Source organism: Caulobacter sp. GW821-FHT11E10, assembly GCF_058808375.1.
The window spans coordinates 483,840-499,275 of record NZ_JBXARP010000004.1; the positions used below are offsets into that span (position 1 = coordinate 483,840).

The following is a 15,436-nucleotide window of genomic DNA, read 5'->3' on the forward strand; positions in this document are numbered from 1 at the left end:
TTTCTCAAGGTAAACGGTCTCGGAAACCCTGTTTCCAAACGCGCGGTTAAAGCCCGAAGCCGCATTTTTGCGCATGGCCTTCGACACCCCCCACAAAGACGCGACCGAACGCGTGGCCCTGCCGGCCCCGGTAGCTCAGCGCCTGGTGGGCTCGGAGTTGGTGGCCCGAGGCTCCGTCAATGTCATCAGCATCAAGGCCATCCGAGCCTGGGCCGGCGAATGGTGGAGCCAGAAGCGCGGCGACGTCTGGACGTATGTCGAGCTCAAGCTGAACGAGCACCTGGACCGCCAGGACATGCGCGCGCGCATCTCGGACAGCGAATTCCTGATCGCCATGAACAACGACCAGGGCCTGGCCGCCCAGGCGACCAGCGTGAAGATCCTCGAGGACGTGCTGACCCATCTCCTGGGCGCGGCCTCCCCGATGGACCTGGGCATCCGCTCGGTGATCGGCGTCGAGGACGGCGAAGCGGTCTGCAAGCGGATCGACCCGCTGGTAGTGCTGGCCGCCCGCGCCCGTCGCGACTCCGCCCGCTCGCCAGTGCGGGTCTCCGTGGACCCCGCCGACGAAGGCCGTCGCACGCCCGTGGCCTTCACCACGGCCGGGGGCGCGGCCCTGCGCGTGGACTTCACGCTTGAACACCTTGTCAGTCTGCGCCGCAACGTCACCACCGCCGTGCGCATCGAGCCGATGGTCACCCACCTGGCCAGCGGCCGTCAGGCCTCGTCCCGCGCCCTGACCAAGCTGTCGGACCGCGACGTCGCCTTCATCGACGAGTCGACGCTGAAGTACGCGGCCGTTTTCGCCCGCTCGGTCCAGGGCCCGAACACGCCCGAACTGATCCTGCCGGCCTCGTTCCGCACCCTGGGCACCCAGCGCGGCCGCGACCTGCTCACGGGGACCTCGGGCCTGTCGCTAAGCCTGCTGCGCGGCGGCGTCATGATCGAACTCGTCGACATCACCCGCGGCACCCCCGCCGGCCGCCTGCTGGAAGTGGTGGGCCTGCTGCGCGCCCTCACGCGCGGGGTCATCGCCCGCGTGCCGCCGGACAAGGAAGCCCTGCGCGTGCTGCGTGACGCGCGCCTCGCGGGCCTGACCCTGGACGCCTCCGACCTCGGCGGCGCGGCCGGCAACATCGCCATGGACATCATGACCTTCGGCCGCGACGCCCAGGGCCTGGCGCCCATGACGGCGCTGCAGGGTTTGCCGCAGGAAGGCTACTTCGCGGCCGCTGAAACCGCCGGCCTGACGCACGCCGGGGTGCGGGCGAACTATCCCCTGGCCAAGCGCGCGGCGGCCTAGGACCTCCTAGGTCCGTTGCCGTCCACGCCCCACGACGTTGACGATCTCGCGCGCGTCATAGGCGTCGCGTTCCCGTGGCGACGGACCCTTGCCGAACACGACCTCGATCGAGCGCGAAAAGGCCGGACCCGGGCCGAGGTTGAAGCTCGTGCCGACGCCCAGGCCGAAACCGGAGTGGCGACCGAAGCTGGCCGAACCACCGCCGACGCTCATGCGCGGGCCGCGATCATAGCCGCTGGACGTGGTTGAACGGTCGGCGATCCGGAACCAGTCGTAGCCGTCGCGTAGCGCCAGCTCGGCGGCGCGCAACAAGGCGTAGTCGGCGACCTGGGCCTCGGGCGCGCCCGGTCCGCCCTGGAAGGTGACACGATAGCGGCCGGTCTCCAGGCGATACTCGGAATAGCCGACGTCGTTGGGCGCGCCCTGCTGGGCGCGATAGACGGTCGGCGCCGTGGCGCAAGCGACCATCAGCAGGCCCGCGAGGGCGGCGGCGATGAGGGGTTTGGCGGTCTTCATGGCTTGCCTCTTCAGACCTGATCAACGGCCTCGGAACCAGGCTGTTCCGGCGCCGGCAGGTCCAAGGCCTTGAGCATCATCACAAAATCGGTCGGAAGCGGGGCCAGGACCTTGCGCTCGCCGCCCAGCGGGTGCGGGAACGTCAGGCGCGCCGCATGCAGCATCAGCCGGGGCACGGCCGCGCCGCCCAGCATCAGCGCCCCGCCATAGCGGCTGTCGCCCGCCAGCGGCCGGCCAATGGAAGCCATATGAACCCGCAGCTGGTGCATCCGGCCGGTGTCCGGCGACAGCTCGACCAGGGCGGCCACGCCGTTGTGGGCCAGGGTGCGATAGCGGCTGCGAGCGGTCTCGGCGTCGGGATGGTCCGGCGCGCAGACCCGCATATAGGCCTCGCGGCCGATCGATTCCCGGCGCAGCGGACTGTCGATCATGCCGCCCTTGGGCTCGGGCGCGCCCGGCGCGACGATGGCCAAGTATGACTTGCGGAAGCGCTTGGCCATCAGGGCTTCGCCCAGGAACGCCGCCCCCGGCTTGGTCTTGGCCGTGAGGATCACGCCCGAGGTGTCGCGGTCCAGGCGATGGATCAGTCGCGGACGAGCCTTTCCCGGCTTGGCGAACGCCCATAGCAGGTCGTCCAGCGTATGGGCCTTGATCCGCCCGCCCTGGCTGGACAGGCCGGCGGGCTTGTCCAGCACGATGATGGTCTCGTCCTCGTACAGCACCCACGACCGCGCGGTTTCGATCTCTTCCGGCGTCAGGGTGATGGGGCACTCGACGGCCTTGGGCTTGGCGACGCCGGGCGGACGGCGGAATTTCGGACTGCTCATCTGCCGTCCTTACGCACCTTGCCCCAGGCTTCCAAGCGCTCGCGCACTTTCGCCTCGGCGCCGATGGGCTTGGGTTCGTAGAACCGCCGGCGCTCCATGCCGTCCGGGAAGTAGTTCTGGCCCGAGACACCGCCCTCGACATCGTGGTCGTAGGCATAGCCGTCGCCATAGCCCAGCGACTTCATCAGCTTGGTGGGGGCGTTGAGGATATGGGCCGGCGGCATCAGGCTGCCGGTCTCCTTGGCGGCGCGGCGGGCGGCCTTGTAGGCGTTGTAGACGGCGTTGGACTTGGGCGCGCTGGCCATGTGGACCACGGCCTGGGCCAGGGCCAGCTCGCCTTCCGGGCTGCCGAGGAAGTCGTAGGCGTCCTTGGCCGCCGTGGTCAGCAGCAGGGAAAGCGGATCGGCCGCGCCGATGTCCTCGGACGCCATGCGCACCAGGCGGCGAGCGATGAACAGCGGGTCCTCGCCGCCCTCCAGCATCCGCGCCAGCCAGTAAAGCGCCGCGTCCGGATCGCTGCCGCGCACCGACTTATGCAGGGCCGAGATGAGGTTGTAGTGCTCCTCGCGGTCCTTGTCGTACGCCGGGCGGCGCTTCTGCAGGAACTGGCCCAGCTGCGTCGGATTCAGCGGACTGTCCGTGCCAATCGAGAACAGGGTCTCGGCCAGGGTCAGCAGGTAACGGCCATCGCCATCGGCCATGGAAACCAGGGTCGAGCGCGCCTCGGCGTCGATCGGCAAGGGCCGGTTCTCTGCGACCTCGGCGCGTTGGAGGAGCTGTTCCAGCGACTCCTCGGTCAGCCGCTTGAGTACGAACACCTGGCAGCGCGACAGCAGAGCGCCGTTCAGCTCGAACGAGGGGTTCTCGGTCGTCGCCCCGACCAGGGTGACGATCCCCTCCTCCACGAACGGCAGGAAACCGTCCTGCTGGGCGCGGTTGAAGCGATGGATCTCGTCGACGAACAGGAGGGTGCTCTGGCCGGCCTGGCGACGCATGCGAGCCTGTTCGAAGGCCTTCTTCAGGTCCGCGACGCCGGAAAACACCGCCGAAATCTGATGAAACTCGTAGCCGCCGGCCTTGGCCAGCAGGCGGGCGATGGTGGTCTTGCCGGTGCCAGGCGGGCCCCACAGGATCATCGAGGCCAGGCGATGGGCCGCCGCCATCCGGCCGATAGGGCCTTCGGGACCCAGCAGATGCTGCTGGCCCACCACCTCGTCGAGGGTCTGGGGCCGCAACCGGTCGGCCAGCGGCGCCGGGGCGTGAGGCGTCAGGCCGGCGGCCTGGAAGAGATCGGACATGTCCTTTCCTAGCAGGCCGGCCGGCTCAAGTCGTCAGTCTCAAGTCCCTAGAACTGCGCCTGGATCAGCTGGCCGCCGCGTTCGATGGCGACAGTCCAACGGGCCGGCTTGGTGGCGGCCGCGGCCGCGAGATCGGCGACGGTGTTGATCTGCTTGCCATTGACCGCCCGGACGAAGTCGCCCGGACGCATCCAGTTCTGGGCGTAGCCGGCGGCGATCTTGGTCACCAGGGCGCCCTTGCCGGCGAACGGGTCGACGCCCAGGTCCTGGGCCACGGCGGGCGAGAGGTTGACGACGGTGGCGCCGTTGAACGGGTTGTTGCCGCTGATCGCGCGCTCGTCCCGCGCCGGGCTTTCCGGCGCCGCGTCGGCGCGAACGGTGACGGTCTGCTCCCGGTCGCCGCGCTGGATCACCACGGGCACCCGATCGCCAACCTTGTGGGTGCCGATGGCGAAGGCGCCGCCGCCCTCGTCGTTCACCGGCTTGCCGTCGATCGACAGGATGACGTCGCCTTCCTTCAGGCCCGCGCGCTCGGCCGAGGAACCGGGATAGACCTGAGCCACCAGCACGCCGCGCGGCGCGGTCATGCCCAGGCTTCTGGCGATGTCGCCGGTGACCGGCTGGCTCTTCACCCCCAGCCAGGGCCGCACGACGCTATGGCCGCCGCCCAGGGCGGCCGCCACGACCTGACGGACCACGGCGGCGGGGATGGCGAAACCCACCCCGCTCGAAGAGCCCGAGCGTGAGATGATGAAGGTGTTGATGCCGACCAGATCACCGTCCATGTCGACCAGGGGGCCGCCGGAATTGCCAGGATTGATGGCCGCGTCGGTCTGGATGTAGCTGCCGAAGTCGGCCGCGCCCACGTCGGTCCGCGCCAGGGCCGAGACGATGCCGTTGGTCACGGTCTGGCCGACCCCGAACGGGTTGCCCAGGGCCAGGACGAGGTCGCCGACCTCCATCTGGTCCTGATCGTCGATGGCCATGACGGGCAGCTTCTCGCCCTTGGTGTCGATCTTCAGTACGGCCAGGTCGGCGCGCGGGTCGTCCAGCAGCACCACGGCCGGGAACTCGCGGCGGTCGGCCAGCTGGACGGTGATGTCGCTCATCCCGTCGATATTGTGGTGATTGGTGATGATCACCCCGTCGGCGCGCACCACGGCGCCCGAGCCCAGGGAGCCCTGCACCTGGGCGCCGCCGCTGCCGCCGCCCATGAAGAAGTCCCAGAACGGATCGACGCGGCGCGGCACCACCCGGCGGCTGGCGACATTGACCACGGCCGGGGCGGCCTTCTTCACCACTGGCGCGAACGACAGCTTCATCGAGGCGGCGTCGGCCGGCACGCGGCGGGTCGGCTGCGGCATGTCGGGGATAGACTGGGCGTTGGACTGCCCGGTCGGGTTCGAGCACGCGGTCAGCAGGACGACGACGGGCAGCAGGGCGCGAAGGTGGCGCATGGTGTTCAAGGAGGCTCCTAACGGTTCGCAACGAACTCAGCCGAGCTTTCGGGCGAGTCTAAGGCGGCGAAAGGTCGAGGTTTCGGCGAGACTGTAAGGCTTCAGGCCGTTTGCGGTTCCGATGTCGGCAAAGGACGCGCCTTGGCGTAGCCCAGGATGGCTCCGGCCAGCATCAACGCGGCCGCGATCAGCACCGGCAGGCCGGGCATGTGCAGGGTCGCATCGTGACGGACGGCGAAGGCGAACGGCATCAGGAACAGGGCCGGACCGAGGATCGAGGCGATGCCCATCATGGCCGAGTTGGCGCCCTGCAACTGGCCCTGCTCGTTCGGCGCCACGCGACGGGTCATCAGCCCCTGCAAGCCGGGCTGGATCAGACCCGACAGCGCGAAGATCGGCAGACCGCACAGATAGAGGAAGCCGGTCGGGGCCAGGGCGTAGATCATGAAACCGGCGAAGCCCGAGACCAGGCCGATCAGCAGCGCGCCGCGCTCGCCCACCGCCTTGACCACCCGGCCCACGATCAGGGCCTGGACGATGATCCCGGAAATGCCGCTGGCCATCAGGGTCAGGCCGATGGTCTGGGGCGACCAGTTGTAGCGGAAGCCCATGTACAGCACGAAGACGCTGGGCAGGACGTTGTGGGCCAGCTGGAACAGGAAGCCGACGCCGGCCAGGCCCAGCAGGCCCGGATGGCGGCGCAGAAGCTGCAACGAGCCGATCGGATTGGCCTTCTTCCAGTCGAAGCGAGGCTGGCGGCGTTCGACCGGCAGGGATTCCGGCAGGATGAAGAAGCCGTAGAGCCAGTTGCACAGAGCCAGCGCCGCGCAGACCAGGAACGGCGCGCGATGGTCGAACGTCCACAGCCAGCCGCCCAAGGCCGGACCGAAGGTGAAGCCGACGCCGAACGCCGCGCCCATCAGGCCAAAGCCCTTGGCCCGGTTCTCGGGCGTGGTGACGTCGGCGATATAGGCGCCGGCGGTCGAGAAGCTCGCCGCCGTCATGCCGTTGAAGATCCGGCCGACGAACAGCCACCACAGGCTGGGCGCGAAGGCCATGAACAGGAAATCGACGCCCAGGCCGAAGATTGAGGTCAGGATCACCGGCCGGCGACCGAAGCGGTCCGACATCAAGCCGAGAATCGGCGAGCAGAAGAACTGCATCACGCCCCAGGTGGTAGCGAACAGGATGTTCCAGTCGGCGGCCATGGCGGTGTCGCCGCCGCCGAACTGCTTCACCAGATTGGGCAGGACCGGGATCATCACGCCCAGGGACAACACGTCCATGATCGCGGTGACGAAGATGAAGCCCAGGGCCGCCTGTCGCCGCCCTCCCGTGATCGTCTGGTTCATTACGCGCCCTCCCCGGCGGTTCCTAGTTGGACGCTGTTCGTTCGGCTCGCAAGACCCGCCAGCAACGATCGCCACCACTCGCCATGACGCTGCAGGAAGAAAGCATTCGGGAAGCCATGCCGCGCCACGTGCGGGGCCGGTACGCTGTCCCAGCCGCGATGCTCGACGGTGACGCGGGTCTGGCCCTCTTCCACGGCCTCGAAACGGACCTCGACTTCAGTGTCCATGTCGGGCGTGAAGGCGGCCTGGCGCCAGCCGAACACCAGCCGCTCGCCGCGCTCCCAGGCCCGCACCTGGCCGACCTCGAACACCTTGCCGGTCGGCAGGCGCTCGACCAGCCTCCCCTCCTCGAAGGCCATGACGCCAGGCGAGCGTGGGGTGAAGGCGAACAGCGAATTAGGCCGCCACCACAGGGCGATGTCGTCGGTGAAGGCGTCGAACACCACCTCGGGCGGGGCGGCGATGCGCAGGGCGACCAGGATCTTGGAGCTCACTTGCCGTCCCCTCGGGCCTTGGTTTCCACATGAGCCTTCAGCGCCAGCAGCTGATCGGCCCAATGATCCTCGGCGACGTCCAGCCAGGCCTTCAGCTCGTCCATCGGGCCGGATCGCAGGCGATAGACGCGCACCCGAGCGTCAAACTCCGGATGACTCTCCTCGACCAGGCCCGACTGGCGCAGGGCGCGGAGATGGCGGCTCATGGCCGGCGGGGTCAGGCCCAGGCTCTCGGCCAGCTCACCGGCCCGGCGCGGCCGTTCGCGCAGCAGGTCGACGGCCCGCCGCCGGTGTGGGTCGGCCAGGGCGGCCAGTGTGCGGTCCAGCGCCTCGCTCAAGGCTGGAGGTCCAGCAGCTTCTTCGGCGCGACATTGCGCCAGGCCTCGCTCAGCGCGCCGCGCGCCGTGGCTTCGTCGCAGGCCGAGAGGCGCAGCCGCGTCGCCCCGCCCTTGCCCCAGCCGCCCGGTACGGGGACGAAGACCTCTGGCTCAGCGGCGACGCGCATCTCCTGCTGGTCCGGCGTCAGCTTCACCATCGCCCACGCGGCGTCGGGATTGCCCAAGGTCGCGAAGATCCTCCCGCAGCGGAAATCGACCGTGCCCATGTGCGAGCTCTCGATCGCCTGGGGCATGGACAAAGCCAGTCGCCGGAAGTCTCCCGGAGAGATCATTCGGCGCCCACGGCGATCTTGAGTCCGCTGCGCTTCTCCATCTCGTCGGTCGAGACGGTCTCGACATCGGCCGACACGGTCCAGATGTGCTGCTCCGGGTCGCGGCAGCGATAGGTGCGCGCGCCATAGAACTGGGTCGCCGGCTCCGCCAGGATTTCGGCCCCGGCCGCCTTGGCCCGCGCGCAATGGCCGTCAACATCGCCGGCGATGTAGATGTGCACCGTCTGGGTGGTCTTGCCGCCCAGCGAAGCCGGGCTGGCGTGGTTCTCGCTCCACTCGTTGCCGATCATGATCATCGAGTCGGCATATTTCATCTGCGAGTGGGCCAGGTTGCCCTGGTCGTCCTCGATCAGAAAGGTCAGCTCGAAGCCGAACGCCTTTTCCAGCCAGGCGATCGCCGCCTTGGGGTCGCGATAGCTGACGGCGGAGACCAGGCCAGGACGGGAGTCGGACATGTCGGCTTCCTTTCGAGTTTCGACAATATTTAACGCATATAGAAACTACCTTGGCAAGCCGCCCCGATGGGGACGCTGGAATGACGGCCCGTCCGACGCGATAGCGATCCGGGCCGGCCGCCATCCGAGGGCGCTATTTGAGCGGCAGGAACAGTTCGACGACCACCTCGTGCCCCTGCGCGTTCGGCGGGAACGAGAAGTGTCTTTGGCAATAGATCGGGAAGTCCCGCGCCTCCTCTCCGCTGGCCGGAAGCCAGTCGCGATAAAGATAAAGCGCGGCGGGCTCCAGGTTATGGGTGTCGTGGACAACCCGCAGCACCGCGCAGCGCCCGCCGGGGATCACGCCGGCCTTCATGTGCTCGTCATCAGGTTCGATCGGCCGGTCGGTCCCAATGCACAGGTCCATGCTGTAGTCGGCGGGATTCTCGGGAATCCGCTCTGAACGGAAGATGTTGAACGTCGAACTCGTCTCCGGCGACAGCCCCGCGGCTTTGCGCCAAGTGATGAACCGTTCGATGGTGGCGCCGAGCGTCGCCCGGTCGCCCCGATGCTCCATGATCGCCACCGGCGTTGGGGAAACATCGCGGATCATCACGTCGTCGTGGTCATAGCTAATCTGCATGAACTTGCTCCTCGCATTGTCCAGAGGCCCGAAGGCCGCAAGCCACGGCGCCCAGTCGGGCGATTTCCGGAACGACGAAGGCGACTGGCCGAACCTCCGCCGAAAGGCGCGGGCGAAGGCGTCGGGCGCGTCATAGCCGGCGCCCATCGCTATCTCCGTGACGCTCTGGGCGTCCTTCGAGACAAGCTGGTGCGAAGCGCGCTTCAAGCGGGCGAGCTGGACGTAGCGATGCACGGACAACCCGAAGGTCGCCATGAACTGCCGGTGGAAGTGGAACTTGGAGAAGGCCGCGACGCGGCTCATCGTTTCCAGATCCAGATCACCGTCGAGATGCTGGTCGACATGGTCCAGCACACGCTGCATCCGGGCTTGATAGTTTCGAAGCGCCGCCTTCATCGTCACCCTTCTCCGTGGCGCCGCCAGCTAGCCGCTCACCGCGGGGTCGTGCTCGACCGATCTTGCGGTTTGGCGTCCACAGCGGTGGAGTGGCCGCGATGGCGATCCTACCGCAACGCCCGTCCCAACACCTTCAGCGAGCCGTCGCCCTTTTCAGGCTTCACGCCGGTCACCTTGGCCAGCAGCGGATAGACATCGACATTGTCGAAGGCCGGCAGCACCACGCCCGGCTTGAACGACGGTCCGTGGGCCACGAACACGGCCCGCATGCGCGGGTCATAGGGATCGAAGCCGTGGGCCCCGCCATCCTTGTTGTCCCACCTGCCCGGCCGTTTCTTGGCCGCCTCGGTCGTGGTGTACCAGCCGGTCTCCGACAGGCAGATGATGGCCGGCACGCGCTTGTTGCGACCATAGAAGTAGCGGGCCGGGATTTTGGCCTTCTTCCAGCAGGTCATGTGCGGCAGAGGCTTGCTCAGGAACGCCTTCTCGACCGTCTTCTCATGACCCTTTTCGGGCCAGAGGCCGGTCACCGCGCCTCGGCTGACCAGATGGACCTTCGACATGTCGATCAAGTCGTCCAGCACCACGCGATTGGCGGCCGGCAGCGGCGCCATGCCGTGGTCGGCGACGACGATGATGTCGGTGTTCTCGAACCGCCCCCGCGCCTTGAGGCCCTCCACCAGTCGGGTCAGCGACCGATCGACCTCCACGGCCGCCGCTCGCACCTCGGGCGACTCCGGGCCGAAGTGGTGCCCCTCGGTGTCGACGACGTCGAAATAGAGGGTGGTGAAGGCCAGCGGCGGACCGTCGGCGCTGTCCATCCAGGCGAAGATCTGGTCGACGCGGGCGTCGTGCGAGAACTTGCCGTCGTACTTCTTCCAGTGGGTCGGGCGGACGCCGTCGATCGCGGTCTCCGAGCCCGGCCAGAACATCGCCGCGGCCTTCCGGCCTTGCTGCTCGGCCGAGACCCAGAACGGCTTGGCCTGGTTCCACCAGCGCGGATCATTGGCGGTCGGGCCATTCATCGTGAACTTGGGCCCGCCGATGACGGCGTCCTCCATCTCGTTGCCAACCACTCCGTGACGGTCAGGCCGCTTGCCGGTGACCAGGGTGTAGTGGTTCGGATAGGTCAGGCTCGGGAACGAGGGCCGCATCGCCCCGCGCGCGCCGGCGTCGGCCAGGGCCTTCAGGGTCGGGGTGTCACCGCGATCCAGATAGTCGGCGCGGAAGCCGTCGATCGAGACCAGGATCGTCAGGTGCGGCGCCTTCTCGCGCGCCTGGACGGCGCCGCAGGCCAGGGTCAGACCGGCCGCCAGGACCACGGACAGGAAACGGCGGAAGAGCATCAACGGTCTCGCGAGAAACAAGGGTTTCCGCCTGCATCATCGACCTTGATTGCAGGCATATGACAACCGGCGGTCGCCAGTGCGGGTATGGGGCGGGTATGGGGTGCGAGAACGGGCGCATGACCGGCTCTTAACTTGGCGCGCCCCTGGGCGGTCGCCATAGTCGCCCCGTCGAGCCGAGTCGTTCGGCGCCGGAACCGCTCGCATGTCGATCGCCCTCGAGGCCGACCGCCTCACCAAGACGTACGGGGCGGTGCGCGCCCTCGACGACTTCTCCATCGCCATTCCCGCCGGCGGCGTGTTCGGGGTCCTGGGCCCCAACGGCGCGGGCAAGAGCACCCTGTTCCGCATCGCCCTGGGTCTCGTGCGGCCCACCGAGGGCTCGGCACGGCTGTTCGGCGCCGCGCCCGGCGACATCACCGCCCTTCGCAAGGTCGGGGCGATGATCGAGACGCCGCGCTATCCGGCCTATCTGACCGCGCGCGACACCCTCACGATGCTGGCGCTGGAGAGCGGCGCCAAGAACGCCGACATCGGCGGCTGGCTGGAACGTGTCGGCCTCGCCCACGCCGCCGACCGGGCGACCAGCGGCTATTCGGTTGGCATGAAGCAGCGCCTGGGTCTGGCCGCCGCCTTCTTCACCAAGCCGGAGCTGGTGATCCTGGACGAGCCGACCAGCGGCATGGATCCGGCCGGCATCCAGGAGATCCGCGCCCTGATCGTCGACCTGGCCCAGCGCGAGGGCGTCACGGTCATCCTGGCCAGCCACCAGCTGGACGAGGTGCGCCGCGTCTGCGACCGGGTGGCCATCCTGTCCAAGGGCAAGGTCGTCGCCGAGGGCGGCGTGGCGGAGCTGACCGCCGGCGAGACCCGGCTGCGCATCGTCGCCGCCTCGCCCATCGCCCAGGTGCTCAGTGTTCTGGGCGCTAAGGGCTTGGCCGACGGCTCCGATGCGGTCCTGGCCGACATTCGCCGCGAAGAGGCCCCGGCCCTGATCCGCGGCCTCGTCGAAGCCGGGGTCGAAATCGTCGAGGCCCGCTGGCGCGAGGCCGACCTCGAAGGCGTGTACCTGAAGACTTTGGATCGTACCGAGGGAGCCGCCTGATGCTCGCCGACGCCATCGCCGCCGAACGCTTCCGCCTGCTGCGCGACCGCTCGGCCGTCTTCTGGGGCTTCTGTTTCGCCCCCATCGTCGGCTTCATGCTCAGCGTGGGCGGCGACCTCTTCCTGCGCCATGTCATCAAGAAACCGATGCCCGGCATAACCATCGGCCTGATCGACCAGATGCTGAAGGCGCTGTCGAGCGGCGCCTCGACCTTCGGAGCCCTGTTCCTGATGATCGGCGCCGCCGCGATCCTGGCCGGCGACTACCGCTGGGAGACCTGGCGGCTGCTGACGCCCCGCAACACGCGCCAGAACCTGCTGCTGGCCAAGCTGACCGTCGTCGGCGAGGCCGTGTTCTGGAGCCTGCTGCTGACGGCGATCCTGTCGGCCGTGGCGGCGGTGATCGGCTCGGCGATCGGCGGCAAGGCCCTGACCTTCTCGATGTTCGACCGCAACCTGTTCGACGTGATCGGCGTCCTGGCCATCACCTGGCTCGAAGCCATGACCCTGGCCGCCCTCGCCGCCTGCGTGGGCGTGCTGTCGCGCTCGACCATGGGCGTCGTCATCGCCTGCCTGGGCGCGCGTTTTATCCAGACGATCCTGGCCAGCACCCTGCGCCTGATGGAACAGGGCCAGCCCAGCTGGAAGCTCCTGGTCCTGCCGGTGTTCGATGCCGACCTGTTGCGCGCCACCCTGCTCGATCCCGCCCAGCTGGGCGCGGCAAGCGGCTCGGCGGGTATCGCCCTGGCGGCTCTCGCGGCCTGGGTGGCGGTGCTGGCCACGGGCGCGGTGTTCCTGTTCCGTCGGCAGGACCTGACCAAGGAGTAGACGCGCGCGGTCCGCCGCCACGGGAGAAGTCCATGAAGAACCGTCTTCTGCTGACCCTCGCCTGTCTGGCCCTGGCGACCGCGCCGGCCCGCGCGCAGGATCCCGCGACGCCGGAGTCCAATCCCGAGATGAGCCGCCTCTATGCCGAGGACCAGGCGGATCGGACGCGGTCATCCATCGACTGGAGCCAGGTCACGCCGCGAGACATCCGCCGACGCGCCGCCACGCGCGGTCTGCTGGATGCGGGCGCCCTGCGGACGGCGGAGGATTTCCGGCACGCGGCCTTCATCTTCCAGCACGGTGACAGGCCGGACGACTATCTGCTGGCCCACACCCTGGCGATGGTGGCGGTCGGCAAGGGCGATCGCGGAGCGCTATGGATCGCCAGCGCCACGCTCGATCGCTACCTCCAGACCATCGGCCGCCCGCAGATCTACGGCACCCAGTTTAGAAGCCGCGACGACGGGGCCATGAGCCAGGAACCCTACAATCGCGACCTGACGTCCGACGCCCTGCGCCGGGAGCTGGGCGTGCCGTCCCTGGCCGAGCAAGGCCAGCAAGTGCAGCGGCTCAGGGTTCGATAGCCCGAGGGGCCTGCGCGCCCAAGACGACGCCTCGCTTGACCAAAAAGATTACGCACGTAAACTTACGACCCGTTGCGGGAGGGTGAGGTCGCGATGTCGGTGCTCGGAATGGTGTTCGCCAACGCGGCGACGCCTCAGAAATGCGTGTTCATCATCCTGGCGGGAGCGATGGCCCTGACGCCAGTGCTGGCGTTCGTGGCGTTGTCCGGCCGCGGCGTCTGGCGGCGGGTGTTGACGGACTTGACCCTGGCCGGTCCCGGCCTCGGGGCGCTGATGGCCGGCATGAACAGCTTCCACATGGCGCGTACGATCCTGAAGCTGCCCTCTCCTCCCACGCTCCAGCAGATCGCTCCTGGGATCCTCGAAGTGTCCACCTTCGTCGTCATGGGCGTGCTGGTCGGGCTCATCGCCCAAAGCGTCCTGATCGTCGTTGATCTGGCGAAGGTGCGTTCGCGCGAACGCCGCTGAGGCCAAAACGAAAAAGGCCCCGGATCACTCCGGGGCCTTCGCGTTCAGCTTGCGCTGAAATTTCTTTGTCTGGCGACGGCCAGGCTTAGTCTTCGGCGTCGTTGACGTAGACCGGACCCGAGTCCTTGCCCTTTTCCGAGACGTCGCGATCGACGAACTCGATGACGGCCATCGGGGCGTTGTCGCCGTAGCGGAAGCCGGCCTTCAAGACGCGGATGTAGCCGCCTTGACGGTCCTTGTAGCGCGGGCCGAGCGTGGCGAAGAGCTTGCCGACTTGTTCGACGTCGCGAACCGAGCTGATGGCCTGACGACGCGCGTGCAGGTCGCCGCGCTTGGCCAGGGTGATCAGCTTTTCGACGATCGGACGCAGTTCCTTGGCCTTGGGCAGGGTGGTGACGATCTGCTCGTGCTTGATCAGCGAGGCCGACATGTTGGCGAACATGGCGGTGCGGTGAGCCGAGGTGCGGCCGAGTTTACGGTGAGCCTTACCGTGACGCATTTTGTATCTCCTGGGCGATCTGCCCGAGCGGCGCGAAGTGTGGGCGCCTTAGTTGTCACCAATCCTAGTCCGTCCCGACCGGGTCAGAGCGAAGCGCCGGGGCCCTCGACCGCGTGAGCGGCTTCAAAAGGCCCAGGCCGCTCTCAAGTCCCGAAGGAGCTGAGAGCGGCCCGGATTTAGCGCGATAGCGAAGAGGTTCTTAGATTTGGTCTTCGAACTTCTTGGCCAGGTCTTCAATGTTTTCCGGCGGCCAGTTCGGCACATCCATGCCGAGGTGCAGACCCATGCCAGCCAGCACTTCCTTGATTTCGTTCAAGGACTTGCGGCCGAAGTTCGGCGTGCGGAGCATTTCCGCTTCCGTCTTCTGGATCAGGTCGCCGATGTAGACGATGTTGTCGTTCTTCAGGCAGTTGGCCGAACGGACCGACAGTTCCAGCTCGTCGACCTTCTTCAGCAGGGCCGGGTTGAACGGCAGTTCCGGCTTGGACTCGTCGGCCGACTTGGCCTTCGGTTCCTCGAAGGTGATGAAGATCTGCAGTTGGTCCTGCAGGATCCGGGCGGCGTAGGCCACGGCGTCCACCGGAGTGACGGCGCCGTTGGTTTCCACTTCCAGGACCAGCTTGTCGTAGTCCAGCGACTGGCCTTGACGGGTCGGCTCGACGCGATAGGCGACGCGCTTGACCGGCGAGTACAGGGCGTCGACGGCGATGAGGCCGATCGGCGCGTCTTCCGGACGGTTGCGGTCGGCCGGGACGTAACCCTTGCCGTTGTTGACCGTGAACTCCATCCGCACCGAGGCGCCGTCGTCCAGCGTGCAGAGCACGTGGTCGGGGTTCAGGATCTCGATGTCGGCCGGGGTTTCGATCTGACCAGCGGTCACCGGGCCGGGGCCCGTGGCGCGCAGGGTCATCCGCTTCGGGCCCTCGGCGTGCATGCGCACGGCCAGTTGCTTGATGTTCAGAACGATGTCGACGACGTCTTCACGGACGCCTTCGAGCGAAGAAAATTCGTGCACCACGCCATCGATCTGGATGGCGGTGACGGCGGCGCCTTGCAGCGACGAGAGGAGAACGCGACGCAGGGCGTTGCCGAGCGTCACACCGAAACCGCGCTCGAGCGGCTCAGCGACGATACGGGCCTTGCGGGTCGCATCGGCGCCGGTCTCGATCTGCGGCTTCTCAGGACGGATCAGCTCGTTCCAGTTTCTTTCGATCACG

18 protein-coding genes are annotated in these 15,436 nt (G+C 67.8%); 5 read left to right on the forward strand and 13 right to left on the reverse strand.

What is annotated here, in order from left to right; all coding sequences use genetic code 11:
- The first annotated feature begins 73 nt into the window (after positions 1-73).
- Complete coding sequence (locus tag AC1RRV_RS10890; RefSeq protein WP_492859640.1) at positions 74-1,303, forward strand: hypothetical protein; 1,230 nt, start codon at positions 74-76, stop codon at positions 1,301-1,303.
- Between the two features lie 6 nt (positions 1,304-1,309).
- Here AC1RRV_RS10890 and AC1RRV_RS10895 read toward each other — a convergent pair whose 3' ends face one another.
- The 11 genes from AC1RRV_RS10895 to AC1RRV_RS10945 form a co-directional block, all read right to left on the reverse strand.
- The gene (locus tag AC1RRV_RS10895; protein WP_492859641.1) at positions 1,310-1,819 is read right to left on the reverse strand and encodes a CC0125/CC1285 family lipoprotein; all 510 of its coding nucleotides are present in this window, start codon (positions 1,817-1,819) and stop codon (positions 1,310-1,312) included.
- 11 nt (positions 1,820-1,830) lie between these two features.
- Positions 1,831-2,646 (reverse strand): RluA family pseudouridine synthase, encoded by an 816-nt coding sequence (locus AC1RRV_RS10900; RefSeq protein WP_492859642.1) that lies wholly within the window; start codon positions 2,644-2,646, stop codon positions 1,831-1,833.
- Positions 2,643-3,944 (reverse strand): replication-associated recombination protein A, encoded by a 1,302-nt coding sequence (locus AC1RRV_RS10905; protein ID WP_492859643.1) that lies wholly within the window; start codon positions 3,942-3,944, stop codon positions 2,643-2,645. The genes AC1RRV_RS10900 and AC1RRV_RS10905 overlap by 4 nt, the downstream gene beginning before the upstream one ends.
- A gap of 47 nt (positions 3,945-3,991) precedes the next feature.
- Positions 3,992-5,410 carry a Do family serine endopeptidase gene (locus AC1RRV_RS10910; RefSeq protein WP_492859644.1) on the reverse strand — a complete coding sequence of 473 codons (1,419 nt, stop codon included), beginning with the start codon at positions 5,408-5,410 and terminating at the stop codon, positions 3,992-3,994.
- A gap of 92 nt (positions 5,411-5,502) precedes the next feature.
- Positions 5,503-6,753 carry a TCR/Tet family MFS transporter gene (locus AC1RRV_RS10915; RefSeq protein WP_492859645.1) on the reverse strand — a complete coding sequence of 417 codons (1,251 nt, stop codon included), beginning with the start codon at positions 6,751-6,753 and terminating at the stop codon, positions 5,503-5,505.
- Positions 6,753-7,247, reverse strand: coding sequence for an SRPBCC domain-containing protein (locus AC1RRV_RS10920; protein ID WP_492859646.1), 495 nt, complete (start codon positions 7,245-7,247; stop codon positions 6,753-6,755). The genes AC1RRV_RS10915 and AC1RRV_RS10920 overlap by 1 nt, the downstream gene beginning before the upstream one ends.
- Positions 7,244-7,585: an ArsR/SmtB family transcription factor gene (locus tag AC1RRV_RS10925; protein WP_492859647.1), complete on the reverse strand. Its 342-nt coding sequence runs from the start codon at positions 7,583-7,585 to the stop codon at positions 7,244-7,246. The genes AC1RRV_RS10920 and AC1RRV_RS10925 overlap by 4 nt, the downstream gene beginning before the upstream one ends.
- A complete protein-coding gene (locus AC1RRV_RS10930; protein ID WP_492859648.1) occupies positions 7,582-7,878 on the reverse strand; it encodes an MmcQ/YjbR family DNA-binding protein in 297 nt (98 codons plus the stop codon). The genes AC1RRV_RS10925 and AC1RRV_RS10930 overlap by 4 nt, the downstream gene beginning before the upstream one ends.
- A 35-nt stretch (positions 7,879-7,913) precedes the next feature.
- Positions 7,914-8,372 (reverse strand): VOC family protein, encoded by a 459-nt coding sequence (locus AC1RRV_RS10935; RefSeq protein ID WP_492859649.1) that lies wholly within the window; start codon positions 8,370-8,372, stop codon positions 7,914-7,916.
- A gap of 133 nt (positions 8,373-8,505) precedes the next feature.
- On the reverse strand, positions 8,506-9,390 hold the full coding sequence (locus AC1RRV_RS10940) for an AraC family transcriptional regulator (protein WP_492859650.1): 885 nt from the start codon (positions 9,388-9,390) through the stop codon (positions 8,506-8,508).
- 107 nt (positions 9,391-9,497) lie between these two features.
- Positions 9,498-10,736 (reverse strand): alkaline phosphatase family protein, encoded by a 1,239-nt coding sequence (locus tag AC1RRV_RS10945; RefSeq protein WP_492859651.1) that lies wholly within the window; start codon positions 10,734-10,736, stop codon positions 9,498-9,500.
- A 205-nt stretch (positions 10,737-10,941) separates the two neighbouring features.
- Here AC1RRV_RS10945 and AC1RRV_RS10950 point away from each other — a divergent pair, with 205 nt between their 5' ends.
- From AC1RRV_RS10950 to AC1RRV_RS10965, 4 genes are all read left to right on the forward strand, one after another.
- The gene (locus AC1RRV_RS10950) at positions 10,942-11,841 is read left to right on the forward strand and encodes an ABC transporter ATP-binding protein (protein ID WP_492859652.1); all 900 of its coding nucleotides are present in this window, start codon (positions 10,942-10,944) and stop codon (positions 11,839-11,841) included.
- Complete coding sequence (locus AC1RRV_RS10955; RefSeq protein WP_492859653.1) at positions 11,841-12,668, forward strand: ABC transporter permease; 828 nt, start codon at positions 11,841-11,843, stop codon at positions 12,666-12,668. Before AC1RRV_RS10950 ends, AC1RRV_RS10955 begins: the two co-directional genes overlap by 1 nt.
- A gap of 32 nt (positions 12,669-12,700) precedes the next feature.
- Entirely contained in the window at positions 12,701-13,252 is a 552-nt protein-coding gene (locus AC1RRV_RS10960; protein WP_492859654.1) for a hypothetical protein, read from the forward strand.
- Positions 13,253-13,345: 93 nt separating this feature from the next.
- A complete protein-coding gene (locus AC1RRV_RS10965; protein WP_492859655.1) occupies positions 13,346-13,720 on the forward strand; it encodes a hypothetical protein in 375 nt (124 codons plus the stop codon).
- A gap of 85 nt (positions 13,721-13,805) precedes the next feature.
- Here the strand turns inward: AC1RRV_RS10965 and rplQ are convergent, their stop codons facing one another.
- Both rplQ and AC1RRV_RS10975 read right to left on the reverse strand, forming a co-directional pair.
- A complete protein-coding gene (gene rplQ / locus AC1RRV_RS10970; RefSeq protein ID WP_492859656.1) occupies positions 13,806-14,219 on the reverse strand; it encodes a 50S ribosomal protein L17 in 414 nt (137 codons plus the stop codon).
- A gap of 199 nt (positions 14,220-14,418) precedes the next feature.
- Complete coding sequence (locus tag AC1RRV_RS10975; protein WP_047413138.1) at positions 14,419-15,435, reverse strand: DNA-directed RNA polymerase subunit alpha; 1,017 nt, start codon at positions 15,433-15,435, stop codon at positions 14,419-14,421.
- Between the last annotated feature and the right edge of the window lies 1 nt (position 15,436).

Coding starts and splice junctions, on each gene's coding strand:
- AC1RRV_RS10890 (WP_492859640.1), top strand. CDS start 74: ATGGCCTTCGACACCCCCCACAAAGACGCGACCGAACGCGTGGCCCTG.
- AC1RRV_RS10895 (WP_492859641.1), bottom strand. CDS start 1,819: ATGAAGACCGCCAAACCCCTCATCGCCGCCGCCCTCGCGGGCCTGCTG.
- AC1RRV_RS10900 (WP_492859642.1), bottom strand. CDS start 2,646: ATGAGCAGTCCGAAATTCCGCCGTCCGCCCGGCGTCGCCAAGCCCAAG.
- AC1RRV_RS10905 (WP_492859643.1), bottom strand. CDS start 3,944: ATGTCCGATCTCTTCCAGGCCGCCGGCCTGACGCCTCACGCCCCGGCG.
- AC1RRV_RS10915 (WP_492859645.1), bottom strand. CDS start 6,753: ATGAACCAGACGATCACGGGAGGGCGGCGACAGGCGGCCCTGGGCTTC.
- AC1RRV_RS10930 (WP_492859648.1), bottom strand. CDS start 7,878: ATGCCCCAGGCGATCGAGAGCTCGCACATGGGCACGGTCGATTTCCGC.
- AC1RRV_RS10935 (WP_492859649.1), bottom strand. CDS start 8,372: ATGTCCGACTCCCGTCCTGGCCTGGTCTCCGCCGTCAGCTATCGCGAC.
- AC1RRV_RS10940 (WP_492859650.1), bottom strand. CDS start 9,390: ATGAAGGCGGCGCTTCGAAACTATCAAGCCCGGATGCAGCGTGTGCTG.
- AC1RRV_RS10945 (WP_492859651.1), bottom strand. CDS start 10,736: ATGCTCTTCCGCCGTTTCCTGTCCGTGGTCCTGGCGGCCGGTCTGACC.
- AC1RRV_RS10950 (WP_492859652.1), top strand. CDS start 10,942: ATGTCGATCGCCCTCGAGGCCGACCGCCTCACCAAGACGTACGGGGCG.
- AC1RRV_RS10955 (WP_492859653.1), top strand. CDS start 11,841: ATGCTCGCCGACGCCATCGCCGCCGAACGCTTCCGCCTGCTGCGCGAC.
- AC1RRV_RS10960 (WP_492859654.1), top strand. CDS start 12,701: ATGAAGAACCGTCTTCTGCTGACCCTCGCCTGTCTGGCCCTGGCGACC.
- AC1RRV_RS10965 (WP_492859655.1), top strand. CDS start 13,346: ATGTCGGTGCTCGGAATGGTGTTCGCCAACGCGGCGACGCCTCAGAAA.
- rplQ (WP_492859656.1), bottom strand. CDS start 14,219: ATGCGTCACGGTAAGGCTCACCGTAAACTCGGCCGCACCTCGGCTCAC.